Consider the following 18,259-nt stretch of genomic DNA (forward strand, 5'->3'; position numbering starts at 1 on the left):
GAGATAATTATGTCTGTAATAAGTAATGGGTTGTCTTCAGGGATACAATCTTTGAATAATAATGTTTTTGTGCATACAGGAAGGCAGTGTCCTACTAGTTGGTCAGAGCTTAAATCTAATATATCAAGAAATATAAGCACATGTGCAAAAGCATGTACAGCTTTTCTGGATTCTTCATTAGGTATGGCATGTTCCATGGGAGTTTTTGGTTTAGCAGCAGCTTCTGTATGTCTACAAGAAGATCTAACTGGGTTTATTGTAGCTACAGTACAAGACAATCAATCAATGTCATTATGTTATAATTATGGTGGTCAAAATCATACGCAAGAAGAATCTTCTGATTCATGGACTGCAACTGGCTTTGACGTTTGTAATGATAGGGTAACAGGTAATCATACAATGTTTTGTTCTGTTGTAGATAGGTCTCATCATCACGTTGTCCATGGAGTTTCATTGCCAGTTTGTAATTCTAGTCTAGTTGAGGATGTATTTATAAAATTTACAGAAGGAGTATGGGTTAGTGCACAACATGCAATATGCACATCTAATACGACAATATTTGCTAATGCACACAGACATGGTCATGAGAATCAGACTTCTAGATTTTTAAATCATACACAGTGTATTCCTGATTATACAATAAGCCATTTTGAGAATGATACAACAAGTCATCTAGATGATTCTGATGGTATAACAAGTTTTGGAGATGATTCTGATGATGTGACAACTTGGGATTCTGATGATATAGATAATTTCGAAAATTATACAATGAATCATTTTGATAATCATACAATGAGTCATATACCTGTATATTGTTGGTCCCCTAGAGAGGCTGCTGATAGGTGTCAAAGTATGACACTCGCCTTTGGTATAGGAAGTGCTTTGGTATTAACAGCTACAGTGGGAAAAATCGTCTATAATAAATATATGGCAAAAAGTTTACAAAAAGGATGTAAAAGCGCAAGAAAATTACCAGCGTGTACTTTCTCAGATGGTATACTGTTAGCAGCTTCTGGATTAGGTACCGGTGTTTTAGCAGCTTCTTTAATATCACCTTGTGGTCCTATAGATGCAGGAACTAAGAAGGTAATGATGACTTCAACAGCTCTTTATTGGTCGAGTGCTGCTTCTAGCTTGTTAAGCCATTGTATTACTAGTCCAAAAACAGCAGGTTCAACGTTTTACGATAGTATAGATTCAGAGGAAGACGCTGCTGATCCTGTAACTGATGGTGAGCATGAAGAAGAAGGACTAATTAGTTCAGTATCAGTGGACATGGAGAGTCTTCAAGTTTCTTTTATGAAAACTACTGCTTGTTAAATCTTATAAGACAGGAAGGATTACTATTTCATGTAATCCTTTTTGTTGTTAATCAAATCTTTTTCTTTTCTAATTTTTTTATTTAATCAATTTGTTTCTTAGTAACAAAAATATATTTATAGAGCTATGATAGAGGCGCTTATATATATTTTATTACCTCCTTATGATCCTATAGATAATAGTAGTAAGCAAGAGGTGATGCTATCAGTAGTTCTTTATTGGACTAGTGCTGCTTTTAGATTATTAAGTAATTATAGTTTTGAATAATCCAAAAGAGCCCTCTACAAGTAATTCTTATAGTCGTTCCTATCATTTATCAAATTCTTATTTTTATTAAAAAAATGTATTTATAGTTAAAAAAAATGTCCATGACATGTTTAATTTTTTAATATAGATTTTATAAAAAAAAATTAATTTTGTAATAAAGAGGTAATATGTCAGGAATAGGAAATGGATTTTCTTCAGGGATAGAGCGTTTTAATAATAATTTTTTGGGACATACAGGAAGAAGGTGTCCAGTTAGTTGGTCAGAGGTTAAGGCTAATGTATCTAATAATGTAAGAACATGTGCAAAAGCATGTACAGCTTTTCTTGATTCTTCATTAGGTTTAGCAGTTTCTATGGGAGTATTAGGTTTAGTTACAGCATCTGTTTGCGCAGGTAAAGATATGTTGGAAGTTATTACTACTCTTCCTTTAGGTTATGAAAACATCGTATTATGCTTTAAGAAACAAGATCATTTACTTTCACAAAATCAAAAAACCTTTATTTCATGGAACATAAGCAATTTTGGAGTATGTACAGGAGAAGAGATGGATCTAAATGCTAATGAGACAATAAATTGTTTAAGAACATATGATTATAAAAAATCTTTTCCTCAAACGTTATTACCTATCTGTGGATATACTGGTTTGCTTAATAAGGATGCTCCTGTATTTATGTCCTGGAAACAAGGTGTATGGACAGTTTCTAAAAATATAAGTTGTATGTATGATTTGGATTTTACTGTAGGTTCTTCAGCGCTTGGAAAAGATAAAGATGTTCTGCAGAATAGCAGGATCTGTCAGGGTGATCATAGCCATCCAACAGGCTTCGTTACACCAGAAGAAGTACAGCTTAGAGATAAAGATATAGATTGTTGGGATAATAATACTGACATTGAGAAAAAATTTGAAAAATTTTTTATTAATACTACATGCACAAACCCAATAGTTTCTTATGATTGTAATACATGTAATGGCATGATGATAGCTTTTGGTGTTGGAAGTATAGCAGTCATACTCACAACGCTTGGAACAATCTATAAGCAATATAGAGCCACAGCTTTAAAGACTTCTAAAAAAGGTGTGAGGTTAGCAGCTTTATCTTTACAAGAAGGATTATTAATAAGTGCTTCTGGATTAGGTTCTAGTGTGTTTGCGCTTTCTTTAGCAAATCCATGTAGTCCAGTTGGTAAAGAGGTAGTTACAGCATCAACAGTTCTTTATATAGCTAGTGCATCTACTCGATTATTAAGAAATTGTATTACTAGTTCTACAGAAGAAGGTGTAGAGTCAGAAACGACATCAATTAATTCAGAAATTCTGGTTATGAATCCTTTAAAAGATCCTTTTAAAAGTACTTCTAGTTGTTAAATCTTATAAGATAGGAAGGATTACTATTTCATGTAATCTTTCTTATTTATTCATATTGCTTTTTTCAGAAGCAGATACTTTTTCATGCTTTTATCCATTTAATAAAATAATATTGATGAATGAGTATAAATATATTTTTTTATTAAATTGGTATTATTTTTTAATTATATAGATAAAATTCTTGAGGTCTGTCTAAGCTTATATCATTATGATGTTAAGTCAGAATTAATCAAAAATATGGATCTTTATTAATGAATGCTCCTTTTACTTTTATAGATTTATTTGCAGGCATTGGGGGTTTTCATATTGCTATGCATTCATTTAGGGGGAAATGTGTTTGTGCTGTAGAGATAAATAAGCAAGCAAGAGTTACTTACGAAGTTAATTTTTCGCCTCTATGCCCAGATCTTTTTTCTAAAGGTCTGTTTTTAAATGATGTTACAGATGAGGCAGAAATAGTAAAAATTCCAAAGAATGTAGATATTTTGTGTGCAGGATTTCCATGTCAGCCATTTAGTAGTATTGGTCTAAAAAAGGGCTTTGAGGAAGAAAGAGGCTTAATGTTTTTTCATATTATTAATATTATAAAGAAAGCTTCTCCTAAAGCTTTGCTTCTTGAGAATGTTAGTCATCTGTTAAGCCATGATAATGGACGTACCTTTGGTTATATGAAGGAGATATTAGATAAGCATAATTATGATTGTCATTTTCAAGTATTAAAGGCTTGTCATTATGGATTGCCAACTTTTAGACCAAGGTTATATATCCCTTGTTTTAAAAAGAGTTTAAAATTGAAAAAGCCTTTTTCTTTTCCAGAACCAGTCCCATTACTTTTTACTATGTCACAGCTTTTAAGAGGTAAGTGTCCTAGAAAGATTGGTTATACAGTTCGTGTAGGAGGAAGGGGTTCTGGTATTAATGATAGTAGAAATTGGGATGCTTATGATCTTAATGGAAAAGAGCATAGGCTTACACTGTCTCAGGCAAGAAGATTAATGGGTTTTCCTAAAACATTTAAGTTTCCTGTTTCTGAGTGTCAAGCTTTTAAACAATTAGGGAATAGTGTCGCTATTAATACAGTTAAGTTAGTTGCAAAAGCTATGTTAGAAAGTATGGGCATTATCAAAGATTCCTAGAAATTCGTTTAGAAAATTAGAAATAAGAAAGTTTTGTTACATACTTAGCCTTAGGCTAAGTATGGTAATGACCTATAAAATATCATCGTATTTTATAAAAGAATCCAGTAACTAGTATTGTAGAAGTACAGAAAATTTTTGTGCAAATGGCTTGGAGGATGTGATGCAAAACATGGATAAAGATAGTGGCCTAAAGATACTGCCTCATGAAACATTTATAGAAATAGAAAAAATTGAAACATATATTAATCATTCAGTAGGGGATTTAGTAAATTACATTCGTTTAATTGAAGAAAAAGAGAATTTATTAACAACAGCGTTAGCTGAAATTCTAGATCTAAAAAAAGGTTTAGCTCTCTTGCGTAAAGAAAATATTCAATATAAAGAAGAAAATGCTTATTTAGCTGCTAATCAAGTATTTCGTAAATCTTTAAAAAGTCCTATTCAGATATCTATGGAAGATAGTACTTTAGAGTCGTCTTCATTGATAGATCATAAAGAAGAACATCTTTTAGATGCTTCATGGGATACGACTGAAGATCATGATCTACTAGTTACAGATACTGCTCATAGTCATTTAGTAAAGAAGATTCGGGAAGCTGCGATATTAAGAGATGTTGCAGGTAAGCAAAAGAATCTGATTATTAAGCTTAGAAATACTTTAAGAGAAATGGAGCTAGCATTAGGAGAGAATGATTTGTCTTCTACAGAAGATAAAAAAATAGAAGAGTCTTCTCTTTCTAAGATAAAAAGATTGTTAATTCAATTAGGTGAAGAAGAGATGAGAGATGCTGGAATCAATGCAAAAGTGGAAAATATATCTTGTTAGTAGAGCAGGTAATTTGTAGTAATGAAGAGATTGTAGTGCTGGGTATTGATCCAGGTACAGTGATTACTGGGTATGGGATTGTTAAAGCTAGTAAAAAACGTGTTTTTCTTCCCATAACTTATGGAATTATTCGTCCTAAGGCGTCTTTAAGTCTCAGTGAGCGGTATCGGATTATTTTTCAAGATTTGGAAAAGCTAATAGAGACCTATTCTCCACAGGCCCTTTCTATTGAAACGCAGTTTGTAGATAAAAATCCACAAACTGCGATCAAGTTAGGTATGGCTCGAGGAGTGGCTGTTCTAGCGGCTTCTTTAAAAAATATTCCCATTTTTGAATATACTCCAAGTCGGGCTAAGGCAGCTGTGACTGGAAGTGGAAAAGCTGATAAGCAACAGGTCAAGATGATGGTAACTCGTTTGTTAGGGTTATCACAGGCCCCAGAGGGGCCTGAAGATATTACAGATGCTCTTGCATTAGCTTTATGTTATGCCTATTCATGGACTGCAGGTAAAACAGATTATCATTGCTTGTGATAAAAATGGATTTTCTAAGGGCTTAGGATCTCTAATCAGTATTTGTGTTGTTATGCAGGACGGCATCTGCCACAACTTGTGTAGAGATATAAAGAAATATTCTTAATAATATTTCAAATTGTGGAAAACTGTGTTCAATATTTCTTAATTTTTTATTAGGATTAGGATCTGCTATACTTATGACTTCCTTAGTAATTCAGGGAGGTACAGTGTCTGAAAATGCTAAAGAAATGATTATAACGTCGACAGCTTTATATGTATCTAGTGTTATGGGGTAATGAATTGAAACTTTGATTAGAAAGAGAGGCGTTAAAAGGTCTTCTAACGCTTACAGTATAAGAGAGCATTTATAGCTGCAGATAAAGAATCAATTTCATAATATAAAAAAATCTTTCTGTAATAAAAGATGATTTAAAAGAATTAATAAATATTATAGCTACTATAGTGTTAACTTTATATTTATGAATAGACACAGGTAGAATAGATTATAATTGTTTATAAAGAGGGATAATGTACGATTTTATTATAGGAAAAATCTGTGCTATTGAAAAAGGCATGGTAGTTATTGAAAATAATGGCATAGGGTATCGTGTTGCTGTTACAGAAAGAACAGCTTTATCTTTACATGGAATAGTTGAAAAAAAATCATTATTCATTGCAGTAAGTGTTAAAGAAAATGGATGGTTTCTATATGGCTTTCCTCATCGTGAGGAAAGAGATTATTTTGAAAGTTTAATTACTGTTTCAGGAGTTGGTCCAAAGATTGGATTGGCTATTTTAAATACTTTTTCTGTGCGTGATTTAGATAGTATATTAGCTGGAAAGAATGTTAGTGCTTTATCATCTGTTCCAGGAATAGGTAAAAAGACTGCAGAGCGATTATTATTAGATTTAAAGGGCAAAACACGTCCTGTGGTTTATGCATCCAATACTAACGCTGATAATGTGTCTGATGCTGTGCAAGCATTAGTAAAATTAGGTTATTCTCGGTTAGAGTCTGAAAAAATGATGAGGCAAACTTTAGAAGTTGTTTCATCTACTAGTGATGTTTCAGAGTTAATAGGTGCTGCTTTAAGACATAAGTCTTAAAAATAATAATTTAGAAAAATAGATAAATCTGTTTTTCTTTTAGTTTTTTATTTTTTTTCGTACTCTCACTGTGTGTTCTTTAGTTAGTTCTAACTTAGAAAACAAAAAGATATAAATAAAAAATTAAGGATATAGAAATGACTATGCAACAAACTTTGTCTATCATTAAGCCTAATGTGATGAAAGCAGATAATGTGGGTGCAGTTATTGCACGATTAGAAAGTGCAGGCCTTCGTATTAAAGCTATGAAGATGATACAAATGACTCAAGAAGAAGCTCAAAATTTTTATTTAGAGCATGCAGCAAGACCATTTTATGGAGAATTAGTTGACTTTATGATTTCTTCTCCTGTTGTGGTCATGGTTTTAGAAGCTGAAGATGCTGTCAGAAAAAATAGAGATATTATGGGTGCTACTAATCCTAAAGACGCAGCAGCAGGGACTATTAGAGCTGATTTCTCTGCTTCTTTAGGGGAAAATGCTGTGCATGGATCTGATTCAGATATAAGTGCTGCTCGTGAAATAGCATTTTTCTTTAGCAAAATGGAAATCGCTTAACTTTAGCTATAGAATTATTTCTGATACAGTGTGTTGTCTTGCATCTTTTTTAAATAATGCATGGATAGAAGTAGGGTCAATAGTTCTTATTGTCCATAGCTCTCTTATTCTTTTCATGATTTCTTGAATAAATAAATCTTTGTTAGGAAACCAGATATTTAATGACGTTAAAAAAGATGCATGAGGACGATTTTTTCTATAAACAGGTTGTTGAGGAGGAATTTTTAGATATCTATTTAGGTTGTCTTGATTGAAACTCCATAAGAAGGAAGTGTGGTGTAGCCATCTATGTCTACGGATGTATTGTGCATTGCCTCCTATTTTTTTTTCTCCAATAATATAGTCATTTTCTCTTATATCAAAACCAATAGGAAAGATTGGGGCATAGAGATTTTTTGTAAATTTCATTAAGGTTTCTGGAAATATCATGGGACCATCAGTATTTTGAATGAATGACACTAAAACAGTGTCAGGTTCAATTAATACTGTCCCCCCACCACTAAATCTTCTAATAATAGGGATATGATCTTTTTTAAGGGGCTCCTTGAAAAGGAGGGTGTCAACTATTCCTGTAATACCCATTACAATGGTTGCAGGAGATTCACTGTTGATGATACACCAATTATCTGTACTATTATGTAATAGTAATTCTTCTATTATTAATTGTTCTTTTACAGAGCAGGAAAGATGTAGGTGAAAACAGTTAGGAAGAGACATGTTTTTTAAGGTAAATCATTAACACTTGTAGGTCTGATACTGTAATTCCAGCTAAACGACTAGCATGTCCAAGAGATGCTGGTTGAAATTGCATTAAACTTTCTTTAGCTTCTTGGCAAAGGCCATCAATAGCAGAAAAGTTTACATTACAAGGGATTAGAATCTTCTCAGCATTTCGAACTCGGGTCATTTCTTTTTTTTGTCGATCAATGTAACCAGCGTATTTAATTTCTGTTTCAATTAAAGAATTTGTTTTCTTTCCATGATCTTTCATCTTATGTTGAAATCGACTCATTAGGGAAGAGTATGATTCATCATGATGGGAAAGTAGCTGACTTAAGCTTATTTGTTTTTGATTATTTTCAACAAAAGTTTTTTTAAAACGTTGTAGTTCTTCTTGTATGGTTTGTTTTTGAGATTCAATAGACTGATAAAATTCTTTATCTATTAGCCCAAGGTCATAGGCATAGTGAGCTAGTCTTATAGCTGCATTGTCTTGACGTAAGGTAAGACGATGTTCAGCACGGCTAGTAAACATTCTATAAGGCTCTTCCTGAATTTTAGATGTTAAATCTTCTAACATTACCCCTATATATGCTTCATGGCTTAAGGGTACAAAAGCAGGTCTATTTAAAATTTTATTAGATGCATTAATTCCAGCTATTAATCCTTGAGCAGCCGCTTCTTCATAGCCTGTTGTTCCATTAATTTGGCCACATAAGAATAAACCTTCTATTGATTTTGTTTCTAAAGAAGGAAGTAGTTGACCACTGATGACATAGTCATATTCAATGCAATATGCAGAACGAAGGATTTTAACATTTTCTAGACCTTGGATAGATCTCATAAATTCCCACTGAACATCAATGGGGAGGGTAGTAGAAAGGCCATTTGGGTAAAGTTCATCTGTATCCAAGCCTTCTGGTTCTATAAAAACTTGATGATCAGGCTTATCAGCAAAACGAGTCATTTTATCATCAATGGAAGGGCAATAACGAGGGCGTTTTCCTGATAACTGAATGCTGCAATCTAAAGAACGATGAGCATTGCTTAGAATGATATCTTTTGTTTTTTTTGTGGTACGAGTAATCCAACAGGATACTTGAGGAAGGCGGTTGATAGGTTTAGAGTAAGAAGAAAATTGAATGCCTTCTTCTCCTTTTTGTTCTGCCATTCCGGAAAAATTAACAGATTTTCTATCTATGCGAGGAGGAGTGCCAGTTCTAAATCGACCTAAAGAAAAACCATGCTCTTTTAATGAGCCAGAAAGGCCTTTACAAGCAGGTTCACCAGCTCTTCCACCAGAAGAACCAGAAGTTCCTACGTAAACAATTCCTTTTAAAAATGTGCCAGAAGAAATAATGACAGTTTTAGCTCTATAATGGACGTGCTCTTTAGTAATAACCCCAGTAATACTATTTTCTTTGGTGGTAAAGGATTCAACAGTACCTTCCAAAAGATCTAAGTTAGGGATCATTTCTAGACAGCGCTTCATCTTTTGAGCATAAGCATATTTATCAGCTTGTGCTCGAGGAGAATGTACAGCAGGGCCCTTAGAGGCATTCAACATGCGAAACTGAATACCTGTTTGATCAATTACTTTAGGCATAATGCCACCAAAAGCACCAATCTCACAAACTAATTGTCCTTTTCCAACACCACCAATGGCAGGATTACAGCTCATCTTTCCAACGCTATCTAAATTAGAAGATAGCATAAGAACTCGAAGACCTGTTTTGGAACCTGCCCAAGCAGCCTCACAGCCTGCATGGCCAGCTCCAATCACAATGATATCATAGACAAATGGATAAAGCCACATAAGACAAAAAGCCAGGTAACTAGCTATTACTATTTATTTTTGTGCCGATCACGACGTCTACGCTTTTTGCGTTTATGTTTTGCGATCTTATAGCGACGTTTCTTTTTTACTGATGACATGATTCAACTGAATTGAGCTAAAGAATGAAAATCCTAACAGAAAAGTTGAAAAAAAGCAAAGAGGTTTTAGGTTACAAAATTAAAATTCCATAGCCATAGGGGTATAGTTGCGAAAACGAGCTAATTCTTTTTCAAAAGTTAAAGATATATTACCAACGCCACCATGTCGATTTTTCGCCACAATCAATTCAGCCATACCAGGCTTATCATGTGGGTCATAATATTCTCGCCGAAGCAGAAACATAACAATATCAGAATCCTGTTCAATGCTATTGTGAACAGCAAATCCATTTGCTAGAAAATTATGAGAGCCAGGTACAGTTGCATCATAAACATCTTCAATACCTTGTTCTTTAATGCTTTTTACTTGATCCCATTGTAAAATTGGAAAATGATTAGCAGGGCCTATCCCAAGAAAGTGACCAGGCTGGAGTGTTTCAAGTGCTTGCCAACCTAAAGGAGTTAAGAAAGGATGATTTCCAGAAGCTCGAATAACAAATCCATTTTCAGTTGTGAGTTTAAAAACTATTTTTTTTCCTGAATAAAAAATATTTGTCATGTAAGAAGGTTTAAAGCAAAGATTTGAGGTCAAAGTAAAGGAAGAAGAAGGTTTTCCTGAAAAATTTTCTGCTAATGTTTCCATGGGAATATGATGAGATGCGTCTACACCAACTTGAATAGCAGTATCTCTAGTTAAGCATCCACTTTCTCTTAAATCACTCATCATAGGACGATGATTAGCTCGATCTTCCACTTTTCTTGAGAGCTGAGATAAGCAAAGAATAGGAATGTCTAATTCGCGAGCAAGTGTTTTTAAAAGTCGAGAAATTTCAGAAATTTCATTTTGTCTGTTTTCAGCCATTCTGGCTGATCCAGAACCAGAAAGTAATTGAAGGTAGTCGATCACAAGAAATTGAATGTCATGAGAAGCTTTCATGCGTCGAGCACGAGCTCTTAAGTCAGATATTCGTAAACCAGGTTGATCATCAATAATCATGACATGCTTTTGCATCTCACCCACAGCTTGTACAATTCTTTGAAAATCTGATCCAGAAAGATCACCAATACTAATTTTTCTAGATTCAACATCTGATTGAGAACAAATTATTCGATGAAGTAGCTGGTCAGCTGTCATTTCTAATGAGAAAATACCAACAGGAACGTTATGTTTAAAACAAATATTTTCAGCGATGTTTAATGCTAAAGCAGTTTTTCCCATAGCAGGTCGAGCTGCTAAAATCATCAAATTAGAATTATTTATTCCATTGATTAATTGATCCAAATCATTGAAATAGGTAGGAATTCCTGTAATGCGTGAACGATTTTTACCATGAATGCGGAATTCTTCTTGTTTTGCTTGCAGGTCATGGAGATAAGCTTTGGATAAATGATTACCATGGCCTTGTAACAATTCTGTAATGGTTAATCCAGATTGGCGAGATGCATTTTGCCCAATTTGAAAAAATAATTTTTGGGCTTCTTCAAGAATTTCTTTAACTTCAACTGTGTTTTCAGTAGATAATTTTTCAATTGTTTGCGCAGCACCAATCATGTTGCGTAATACTGCTTTTGATTTTACAACATCAGCATATTCTTCAACATATGCTGATGTTCCAGCGTATTGAGCTAAAAGAGTTATGTAGGAAATACCGCCTACTACATCTAATTTATTTAGTCGCTTAAGTTCTTCAGCTACTAAATGAATGTCTGCAGGTTTATCTTGTTTATAAGCAGTTTTTAAAACTCTAAAAATTAATTTATGTTCTAGGTAATAAAAATCATCTTCTTCTAAAAGTTCAGAAACAGTGTTTAATGCATTTATACCAGATAGCATGCATCCAAGGACCATCATTTCAGATTCTTTAGATGAAGGAGGATTTCCTTTTTTTAGAATTGAAGAAGTAGAAGAGGTTTTTTCTGTAAGGCTCATAAAACTACGAATCTGCATGGGAAGGTGAATCTGAATTTACGTAATTCATCAAAATCCGGCAAGGTTGATTGCTAAAAAAACTCAAAAGAAATGACAAAAAATTTTTTTTTGCAGAAACAAAATCAAAAAGAGGTGTATAAGAATTGTTTCCCTAGGATATTCTTCATTTCCTAGGCGCTTAAGTTTTATGGAAAGATGGCTGAGTGGTCGAAAGCACGTCCCTGCTAAGGACGCGTGCCTCTTAAAGGGCACCGAGGGTTCGAATCCCTCTTTTTCCATGCCAATAGAATAAAAAATATTCTGTTACTAGTTTAGCTTGCATGTTATTTTTTTATGATGAGGCCTTATCATTGATTTTGATCAATTCTCTGTGATATGGTGGCTTTGTTGTTAAGATAGGTGTTGGTAAAAGCTCGTAACAAGGGTAATATTCCCTACCTGTTTAAGGGGTTTATGTTTAATTATTCCAATATTCTTTCAATTTCTCGCGCAGGTTTTGCGTTAATTTTTTTGAAAGAAAGTGCATATGCAAGGCTAATAGCGCTTACATGTGCTATGATTAGTGATTTTTTAGATGGATATTTAGCACGACGAGTGTTTAGTCCTACTAAATTAGGGGCAATTTTAGACCCTCTAATGGATAAATTATTTATTGCATTTGTTGGGGGTGTTTTATACAAAGAAGGGGCCTTGTCAGCATGCTCTTTGCTCGCCCTGTTATCGCGAGATTTCTTTTTATTTTTATTTTGTTGTTATTTATTGTTCAATAAAGCATGGCGTGGTTACGATTGTAGAGCTATGATGGTTGGAAAGTTAACAACTTTTTTACAATTTACAGCGCTTGTTTTAATGATCATTGGCTGCTCTTTCCCATCTTTTATATTTTCTTTTTTCTTTCTTTTAGGCGTGGGTTCTTTCATAGAACGATTGGCACGTTGTTCATCTTCTCAAATTTGTATAAAGCAAAAATAAAAAAAATCTTATTTTAAAAAAAATAATTCAAACGAATTTTTTTTAACAGAGATGATTAATCATTTCTTTTTTTGAATGATCGTGATACTTGTATTTATATGAGTTTTTTGCTTACAGTGTAGCTTCTAATCGAGGAAAAATTAGTCAATCCTATGTCATTATCCTTGTTCTTCTCTCCTTATAATTTTTTTGTGAGGATAGTGTGACTACGAATAAGAAAGAATTTTCTTTTCTAAGGGCTTTATTCTGGCCTATTCATGTTTTTGAGTTAAAAAACTTTTTGCCGATGTTGTTATTGGCCTTCTTTATTGGTTTTAATTATAGTATTTTAAGAAATTTGAAAGATGCTCTTATTGTTACAGCTAAAGGAAGTGGCGCAGAAGTTTTACCATTTTTAAAAGTCTGGGGGATGATTCCAGGTGCTATTTTAATTACTATGTTTTATGGCTTTTTAAGCAGTAAATTTAGGCAAGAAATAGTCTTTTATTTAATGGTAGGTTTTTTTATTACCTTCTTTCTTATCTTTGCTTTTTGGATATATCCAAACAATGAGGCATTGAATTTACATAAAACTGCTGATTGGTTAGCTGCTCGTCTTCCGAAGGGATTGTTTGGTCTTCTTGCATTAGTCCGATTTTGGTCTTTTACTCTGTTTTATGTTATTTCAGAGCTATGGAGTTCCACGATCTTATCCATGTTGTTTTGGGGCTTTGCTAATCGTATTACGACTTTTTCTCAAGCTCCACGTTTTTATGCAATGTTGCATTTGTCTTTGAGTTTATCTTCTGTCGTAGCTGGGCAGGTAACTGTATGGGCTTCTCAGTATAGGGGAGAGAAATTATTTTTTCCTTTTGCGACAAGTTCATGGCATGGAGTGATTATAGGATTAACACTTTTAATGGCTATGGCAGGGATAGTAATTGTCTTTGTCTATAGACATATTTATAGTATGAACTTTTTTTCTGGTCCTCAAGATAAAGCCAAAGCATTTCAAGAAGCATCTAACTCTAAATCAAAAAGTTTTTTCACTAAAAGAGCAGATGAATCAAAAATAAAAATGAAGATAAAAGATATTATTAAAGCGATGTTTCGTTCTAAATATCTTTTATGCTTATCAGGCATTGTATTGTCCTATAATTTAGTTATTCATTTAGTTGAAGTATTATGGAAAGATCAAGCAAGAACTTTGTATCCTGATCCTGTCTCTTTTAATATGTATATGGGGCATGTATCTTCGATTACAGGCGCTTTATCTGGATTGTGTTGTTGTTTGATTACTGGCCAAACCATTAGAAAATGGGGTTGGAGATTTGGGGCTTTGGTAACACCAATAGTATGTTTATTTACTGGGGTATGCTTTTTCTTCACTTTGCTATTTTGTAAAAATATGAATTTTGCTTCAGGGGTATTAAGTGGAGTAATTGCTTCGCCATTAGCGTTAGTTGTATTTTTTGGTGGAGTACAGAATATTTTAACAAGAGTGGCAAAGTATTCTTTTTTTGATGCTACGAAAGAAATGGCGTTTGTTCCATTGTCAGAAAAAGCCAAGATGCAAGGTAAAGCCTTGATAGATGGCATTTTTTCTAGATGTGGAAAATCAGCAGCAGCTCTTTTTTTACAGGTGTTTTTCTTAATATTTTCAAGTCTAGCATCAATGGTACCACTAATTGCTGTTATCTTTTTTGTAGCTGTAGGTATTTGGTTATTAGCTATACTTGCTTTGGGTAAACGTTTTGATGTATTTCTTGAGACTTCTGGTACAACAGGAGAAAATTTACATGATGAAGGAATAGATTCATTGAATGTGGGCGAACCTAAAGACAAATCTACAGATTCATCATCTGTAACTTTTACAGTTTAGTTTTTTCTTAGATGTTTTTTCTTAGATGTTTTTTATTTTTATAGACTGTATAAATATTTTTTCTTAACCCATAGTATGGGATTTATTCTGGGGAATATTAAATGAAGACATGGTTAAAAGGATTTTTAACTGCTTTCTGCGCTATTTTGGGTGGAGCTTTAGGAATTACTATGGTGATTTTTTTGTTGATGATCGCGGTGTCTTCTTCAGAGATGTCAAAGCCTAATATTAAATTAAAATCTCTTCCAAATGCTCAAGGTTTGATTAGAGAATCTTCTAAAAAAGTACCTTCTATTTTGCATTTGTCTTTAGAGGGTATTATTGGTAATGGTTTACTTAAAGAAGATCGTCTTGAACTGATTTTTAGTTATATATTAAATGACATAGATTTAAAAAATAATATTTCAGGGGTATTACTTGATATCAATAGTCCTGGTGGAGATGTAGCTGAAACACATAGAATTTATCAATTAATATGTGATATGAAACAACGATTAAATGTGCCTGTATATGTATTTGCTAATGGAGTATGTGCTTCAGGAGGTTATTACATTGCTTGCGGAGCAGATAAAATTTTTGGTTCTACAACATCTTTAGTTGGTTCTATAGGAGTGGTCTCTTGGCCTCCTTTTTTTAATGTTACTGATCTTTTAGAGAGAATAGGAGTAAATGCTACTACAATTAAGGCAGGGAATCATAAAGATGATATGAATCCTTTCCGTGAATGGACAGAAAATGAAACTGCAAGTCGACAAGAAATGGTAGATTTTTTCTATGATGTTTTTGTTGATATAGTAGTTAAAAATAGACCATTAATAACTAACGATCTTTTAAAAAATGTTTATGGAGCTAAAGTATTAAATGTTTATAAAGCTCAAGAAGCAGGATTTGTAGATGAAGTAGTAGAGAGTCCTCGGGATGTTATAGCTAAATTGGTCAAAGAAAAGGGGATTGAAGATAATTATATTGTCTTAGGTCTAGCTGAAAATGGTCTTTGGAAAAAAATGTTAAAAGAAAGATACTCTTCAAAAAATTCTATTAATTTATTCACGCAATTTTTAGGTTCTTCAGTAAATATAGAAAAGAATATGTTTCCATGTTCATATAGATACATTTCCTAATGTCTGACAATATTTTTTTATTAGATGGTACAGGTTTTTTGTTTAGAGCTTATTTTGCTTTGCCTGAAATGACTGACCAAAAGGGACATCCTGTTCAAGGTGTGTATGGATTTATTAGATCTGTTAATAAGTTAATTAAAGATTTTTCCCCACAGCATTTAGTAGTAGTGTTTGATGGGCCAGATAATAAAAAAAGCCGTACAGCTATTTATGCTGATTATAAAGCAAATAGAACAAAAGAATATCCAGAATTGCCTTTTCAATTTCAAGTTGCTCAAGAATTTTGTGAATTAGCTGGAATTCCAGTGATTGTTTCTGATGGTGTAGAGGCTGATGATGTTCTAGGAAGTATGACAGCTAAGAGTAAGAAATTAGGTTGTGATGTTTATATCTGTAGTGCTGATAAAGATATGTGTCAACTAGTAGAAGACCATGTTTATGTCTTAAATCCATGGAAAGATAATCTTATATTAGATACAGCAGCAGTTGAAAAAATTTATGGTATTCCTCCATCTTCTATCACAGATTTTTTATCCTTAACAGGGGATGTTTCTGATAATATTCCAGGTGTTCCTGGGATAGGTCCAAAGACAGCATCAGAATTGTTACGAACTTTTGGTTCATTAGAATTTTTAATAGACAATTTAGATCAAGTTAAAGGAGATAAGAAGAAGCAACTGCTTAAGGACAATAAACATTTACTGATTATGAGTAAAAAATTAGCAACAATTGATCAAGATATACTTGGAGAGATCGTTTTAAGTAAATATTTGTGTAATCCATTTTTAGATCATGAAGCTTTGGCTAAATTTTATCGTCAATATGGATTTATATCATTGCTTAAAGAAGTTTTAGTGAATAACGCTTCTGATAGTGTGGGGACTTCTCATGTAAATACCACAGATCATTATTCTAAAATAGAAACAATTGAATCTTTTCAAAATATATTAATGATGTTAAGTCAATTCAAAGAGGTATCTTGTGCTTTTTCTGATATAGATGTAGTAAATCTTAGTGTAGCTATATCTGTAGGAAAGGAGACTTTTTATTTTTCTTCTGAAATTCTTTCTCTCCATCCAGATTTAACAGAGCAGTTATTTTATAAATTAACTTATTCATTGATTGTATATTTTTATAATTCTAAAGATGAATGGCGGCAAGCTGGTCAAGAAAAGTTTCCAGAACAATTTTATGATATCATGTTGGCAGCTTATTTAATTGATGCTTCAAGTAAACAAAGGTCCCTTGAAGATTTATCATTACATCATTTAGGTATTGCACTACATCAGCCAAAAAAGAATGAAAAGCTTGATGAGCATCATATATATCTTAATTGTTGCTCTAAGGCAGAAGCTATTTTTCAATTAAAGCCTGTATTAGATAAACAGATTAGAGAATCTGGATTTCAGACATTGCTAGAAGAGCTTGAATTACCTTTAGTTCCAATTTTATTTGATATGGAGAAAGTAGGGATTTTTCTTGATTTGGATGAGCTTGCTATTATAGGAAAGAGAATCACTAATTCTCTAAAAGAACTCGAATTAAAAATTTATGAATTAGTAGGTGAAGAGTTTAATATTAAATCCGCTAAGCAGTTATCTCATATTTTGTTTGATAAATTAGGGCTTCCAAATAATAAAAAAGGATCTACTGGAGCGGTTATTTTAGAAGAGTTACAATCTTTACATGAAGTCATTCCTGTTATCTTGTCTTTCCGGTCATTAGAAAAATTGCGATCTTCCTATATCGATTCTTTGCCAAAACAAATGAATCCAAAGACAGGATGTATTCATCCTTCATTTTCCCAAGCTGTTACTGTTACAGGTAGGTTAGCTTGTCAAAAACCTAATTTACAAAATATTCCACATTATTCTAAAGAAGGTAAGGCCATTCGCCAAGCCTTTAAGCCCAGAAAATCTGAAAATATATTTATTTCTGTGGATTATTCTCAAATTGAATTAAGAATGTTAGCCCATTTTAGTGAAGATGCAGTTTTACTTTCTTCTTTTTTAAATGATCAGGATATTCATACTCAAACAGCATCAAAAACTTTTAAAGTAGATGCTGAGCAAGTAACAAAAGAAATGAGGCAAAAAGCTAAAGCAATTAATTTTGGTATTATTTATGGCCAACAAGCTTATGGATTATCTCAACAGCTTGGAATAAGTGTGTCAGAAGCGGCAGAAATGATACGTATTTATTTTGAATGTTTTCCAGGTGTTAAAGAATTTATTAAAGAATGTACTGAACTAGCTAGACAAACTTCTTCTGTAACAACTTTATGGGGAAGAAAGCGAGTTATTAAAGGATTTGATTCTCCAAAATCTTTTGAACGCGCTTTAGCAGAACGATTGGCAGTAAATACCATTTTACAGGGCACTGCAGCTGATTTAATTAAAGCAGCGATGATTAATGTTAAGAAAATATTGAAAGAACGTTTTCCTGAAAGTTCATTGATCTTACAAGTACATGATGAGTTAATTTTTGAAACAACGTTTCAAGAGAAAGATAAATTAATTTTAGAGGTTACGCAAATAATGGAAACAGTAAAAATTTTTAAGATACCTCTTAAGACTAATACATCAGTTGGCAAAAATTGGGCAGAATGTTAAGGTCGAAGAA

16 protein-coding genes and 1 tRNA gene are annotated in these 18,259 nt (G+C 33.0%); 13 read left to right on the top strand and 4 right to left on the bottom strand.

Features of this window, described 5'->3' with window-relative positions; all coding sequences use genetic code 11:
- The 8 genes from CLAVI_RS03140 to ndk form a co-directional block, all read left to right on the top strand.
- Positions 1–1,320: hypothetical protein (locus CLAVI_RS03140; RefSeq protein WP_228547632.1), on the top strand; the 1,320-nt coding region annotated here is incomplete at its 5' end.
- A gap of 126 nt (positions 1,321–1,446) precedes the next feature.
- Positions 1,447–1,587: a hypothetical protein gene (locus CLAVI_RS03145; RefSeq protein ID WP_194844149.1), complete on the top strand. Its 141-nt coding sequence runs from the start codon at positions 1,447–1,449 to the stop codon at positions 1,585–1,587.
- Positions 1,588–1,754: 167 nt separating this feature from the next.
- A complete protein-coding gene (locus tag CLAVI_RS03150; RefSeq protein ID WP_194844150.1) occupies positions 1,755–2,954 on the top strand; it encodes a hypothetical protein in 1,200 nt (399 codons plus the stop codon).
- A 251-nt stretch (positions 2,955–3,205) separates the two neighbouring features.
- Entirely contained in the window at positions 3,206–4,090 is an 885-nt protein-coding gene (locus CLAVI_RS03155) for a DNA cytosine methyltransferase (RefSeq protein ID WP_194844151.1), read from the top strand.
- A 172-nt stretch (positions 4,091–4,262) separates the two neighbouring features.
- On the top strand, positions 4,263–4,919 hold the full coding sequence (locus CLAVI_RS03160) for a hypothetical protein (protein WP_194844152.1): 657 nt from the start codon (positions 4,263–4,265) through the stop codon (positions 4,917–4,919).
- Positions 4,913–5,452 (top strand): crossover junction endodeoxyribonuclease RuvC, encoded by a 540-nt coding sequence (gene ruvC / locus CLAVI_RS03165; protein WP_228547633.1) that lies wholly within the window; start codon positions 4,913–4,915, stop codon positions 5,450–5,452. The genes CLAVI_RS03160 and ruvC overlap by 7 nt, the downstream gene beginning before the upstream one ends.
- 510 nt (positions 5,453–5,962) lie before the next feature.
- Positions 5,963–6,541 (top strand): Holliday junction branch migration protein RuvA, encoded by a 579-nt coding sequence (gene ruvA, locus CLAVI_RS03170; RefSeq protein ID WP_194844153.1) that lies wholly within the window; start codon positions 5,963–5,965, stop codon positions 6,539–6,541.
- A 143-nt stretch (positions 6,542–6,684) separates the two neighbouring features.
- Positions 6,685–7,098: a nucleoside-diphosphate kinase gene (gene ndk, locus CLAVI_RS03175; RefSeq protein ID WP_228547640.1), complete on the top strand. Its 414-nt coding sequence runs from the start codon at positions 6,685–6,687 to the stop codon at positions 7,096–7,098.
- 6 nt (positions 7,099–7,104) lie between these two features.
- On the opposite strand, the gene CLAVI_RS03180 is transcribed toward ndk, so the two are convergent.
- The 4 genes from CLAVI_RS03180 to dnaB all read right to left on the bottom strand — a co-directional run bounded on the left by CLAVI_RS03180 (position 7,105) and on the right by dnaB (position 11,683).
- Positions 7,105–7,815 carry a lipoate--protein ligase family protein gene (locus tag CLAVI_RS03180; protein ID WP_194844155.1) on the bottom strand — a complete coding sequence of 237 codons (711 nt, stop codon included), beginning with the start codon at positions 7,813–7,815 and terminating at the stop codon, positions 7,105–7,107.
- Complete coding sequence (mnmG, locus tag CLAVI_RS03185; protein WP_194844156.1) at positions 7,802–9,634, bottom strand: tRNA uridine-5-carboxymethylaminomethyl(34) synthesis enzyme MnmG; 1,833 nt, start codon at positions 9,632–9,634, stop codon at positions 7,802–7,804. Before mnmG ends, CLAVI_RS03180 begins: the two co-directional genes overlap by 14 nt.
- A 29-nt stretch (positions 9,635–9,663) precedes the next feature.
- A complete protein-coding gene (locus CLAVI_RS05640; RefSeq protein ID WP_194844157.1) occupies positions 9,664–9,753 on the bottom strand; it encodes an AURKAIP1/COX24 domain-containing protein in 90 nt (29 codons plus the stop codon).
- 79 nt (positions 9,754–9,832) lie between these two features.
- Positions 9,833–11,683, bottom strand: coding sequence for a replicative DNA helicase (gene dnaB, locus CLAVI_RS03195; RefSeq protein WP_194844158.1), 1,851 nt, complete (start codon positions 11,681–11,683; stop codon positions 9,833–9,835).
- A 189-nt stretch (positions 11,684–11,872) separates the two neighbouring features.
- Between dnaB and CLAVI_RS03200 the strand changes: the two genes are divergently transcribed.
- The 5 genes from CLAVI_RS03200 to polA all read left to right on the top strand — a co-directional run bounded on the left by CLAVI_RS03200 (position 11,873) and on the right by polA (position 18,249).
- Positions 11,873–11,961: transfer RNA gene (locus CLAVI_RS03200), tRNA-Ser, on the top strand.
- 175 nt (positions 11,962–12,136) lie between these two features.
- Positions 12,137–12,655 carry a CDP-alcohol phosphatidyltransferase family protein gene (locus CLAVI_RS03205; RefSeq protein WP_194844159.1) on the top strand — a complete coding sequence of 173 codons (519 nt, stop codon included), beginning with the start codon at positions 12,137–12,139 and terminating at the stop codon, positions 12,653–12,655.
- 202 nt (positions 12,656–12,857) lie between these two features.
- Entirely contained in the window at positions 12,858–14,516 is a 1,659-nt protein-coding gene (locus tag CLAVI_RS03210; protein ID WP_194844160.1) for an Npt1/Npt2 family nucleotide transporter, read from the top strand.
- Between the two features lie 101 nt (positions 14,517–14,617).
- Entirely contained in the window at positions 14,618–15,637 is a 1,020-nt protein-coding gene (locus tag CLAVI_RS03215) for a S49 family peptidase (protein ID WP_194844161.1), read from the top strand.
- The gene (gene polA / locus CLAVI_RS03220; RefSeq protein WP_194844162.1) at positions 15,637–18,249 is read left to right on the top strand and encodes a DNA polymerase I; all 2,613 of its coding nucleotides are present in this window, start codon (positions 15,637–15,639) and stop codon (positions 18,247–18,249) included. The genes CLAVI_RS03215 and polA overlap by 1 nt, the downstream gene beginning before the upstream one ends.
- The last annotated feature ends 10 nt before the right edge of the window (positions 18,250–18,259 follow it).

Source organism: Candidatus Clavichlamydia salmonicola (assembly GCF_015356765.1).
Classification (GTDB): Bacteria; Chlamydiota; Chlamydiia; order Chlamydiales; family Chlamydiaceae; genus Clavichlamydia; species Clavichlamydia salmonicola.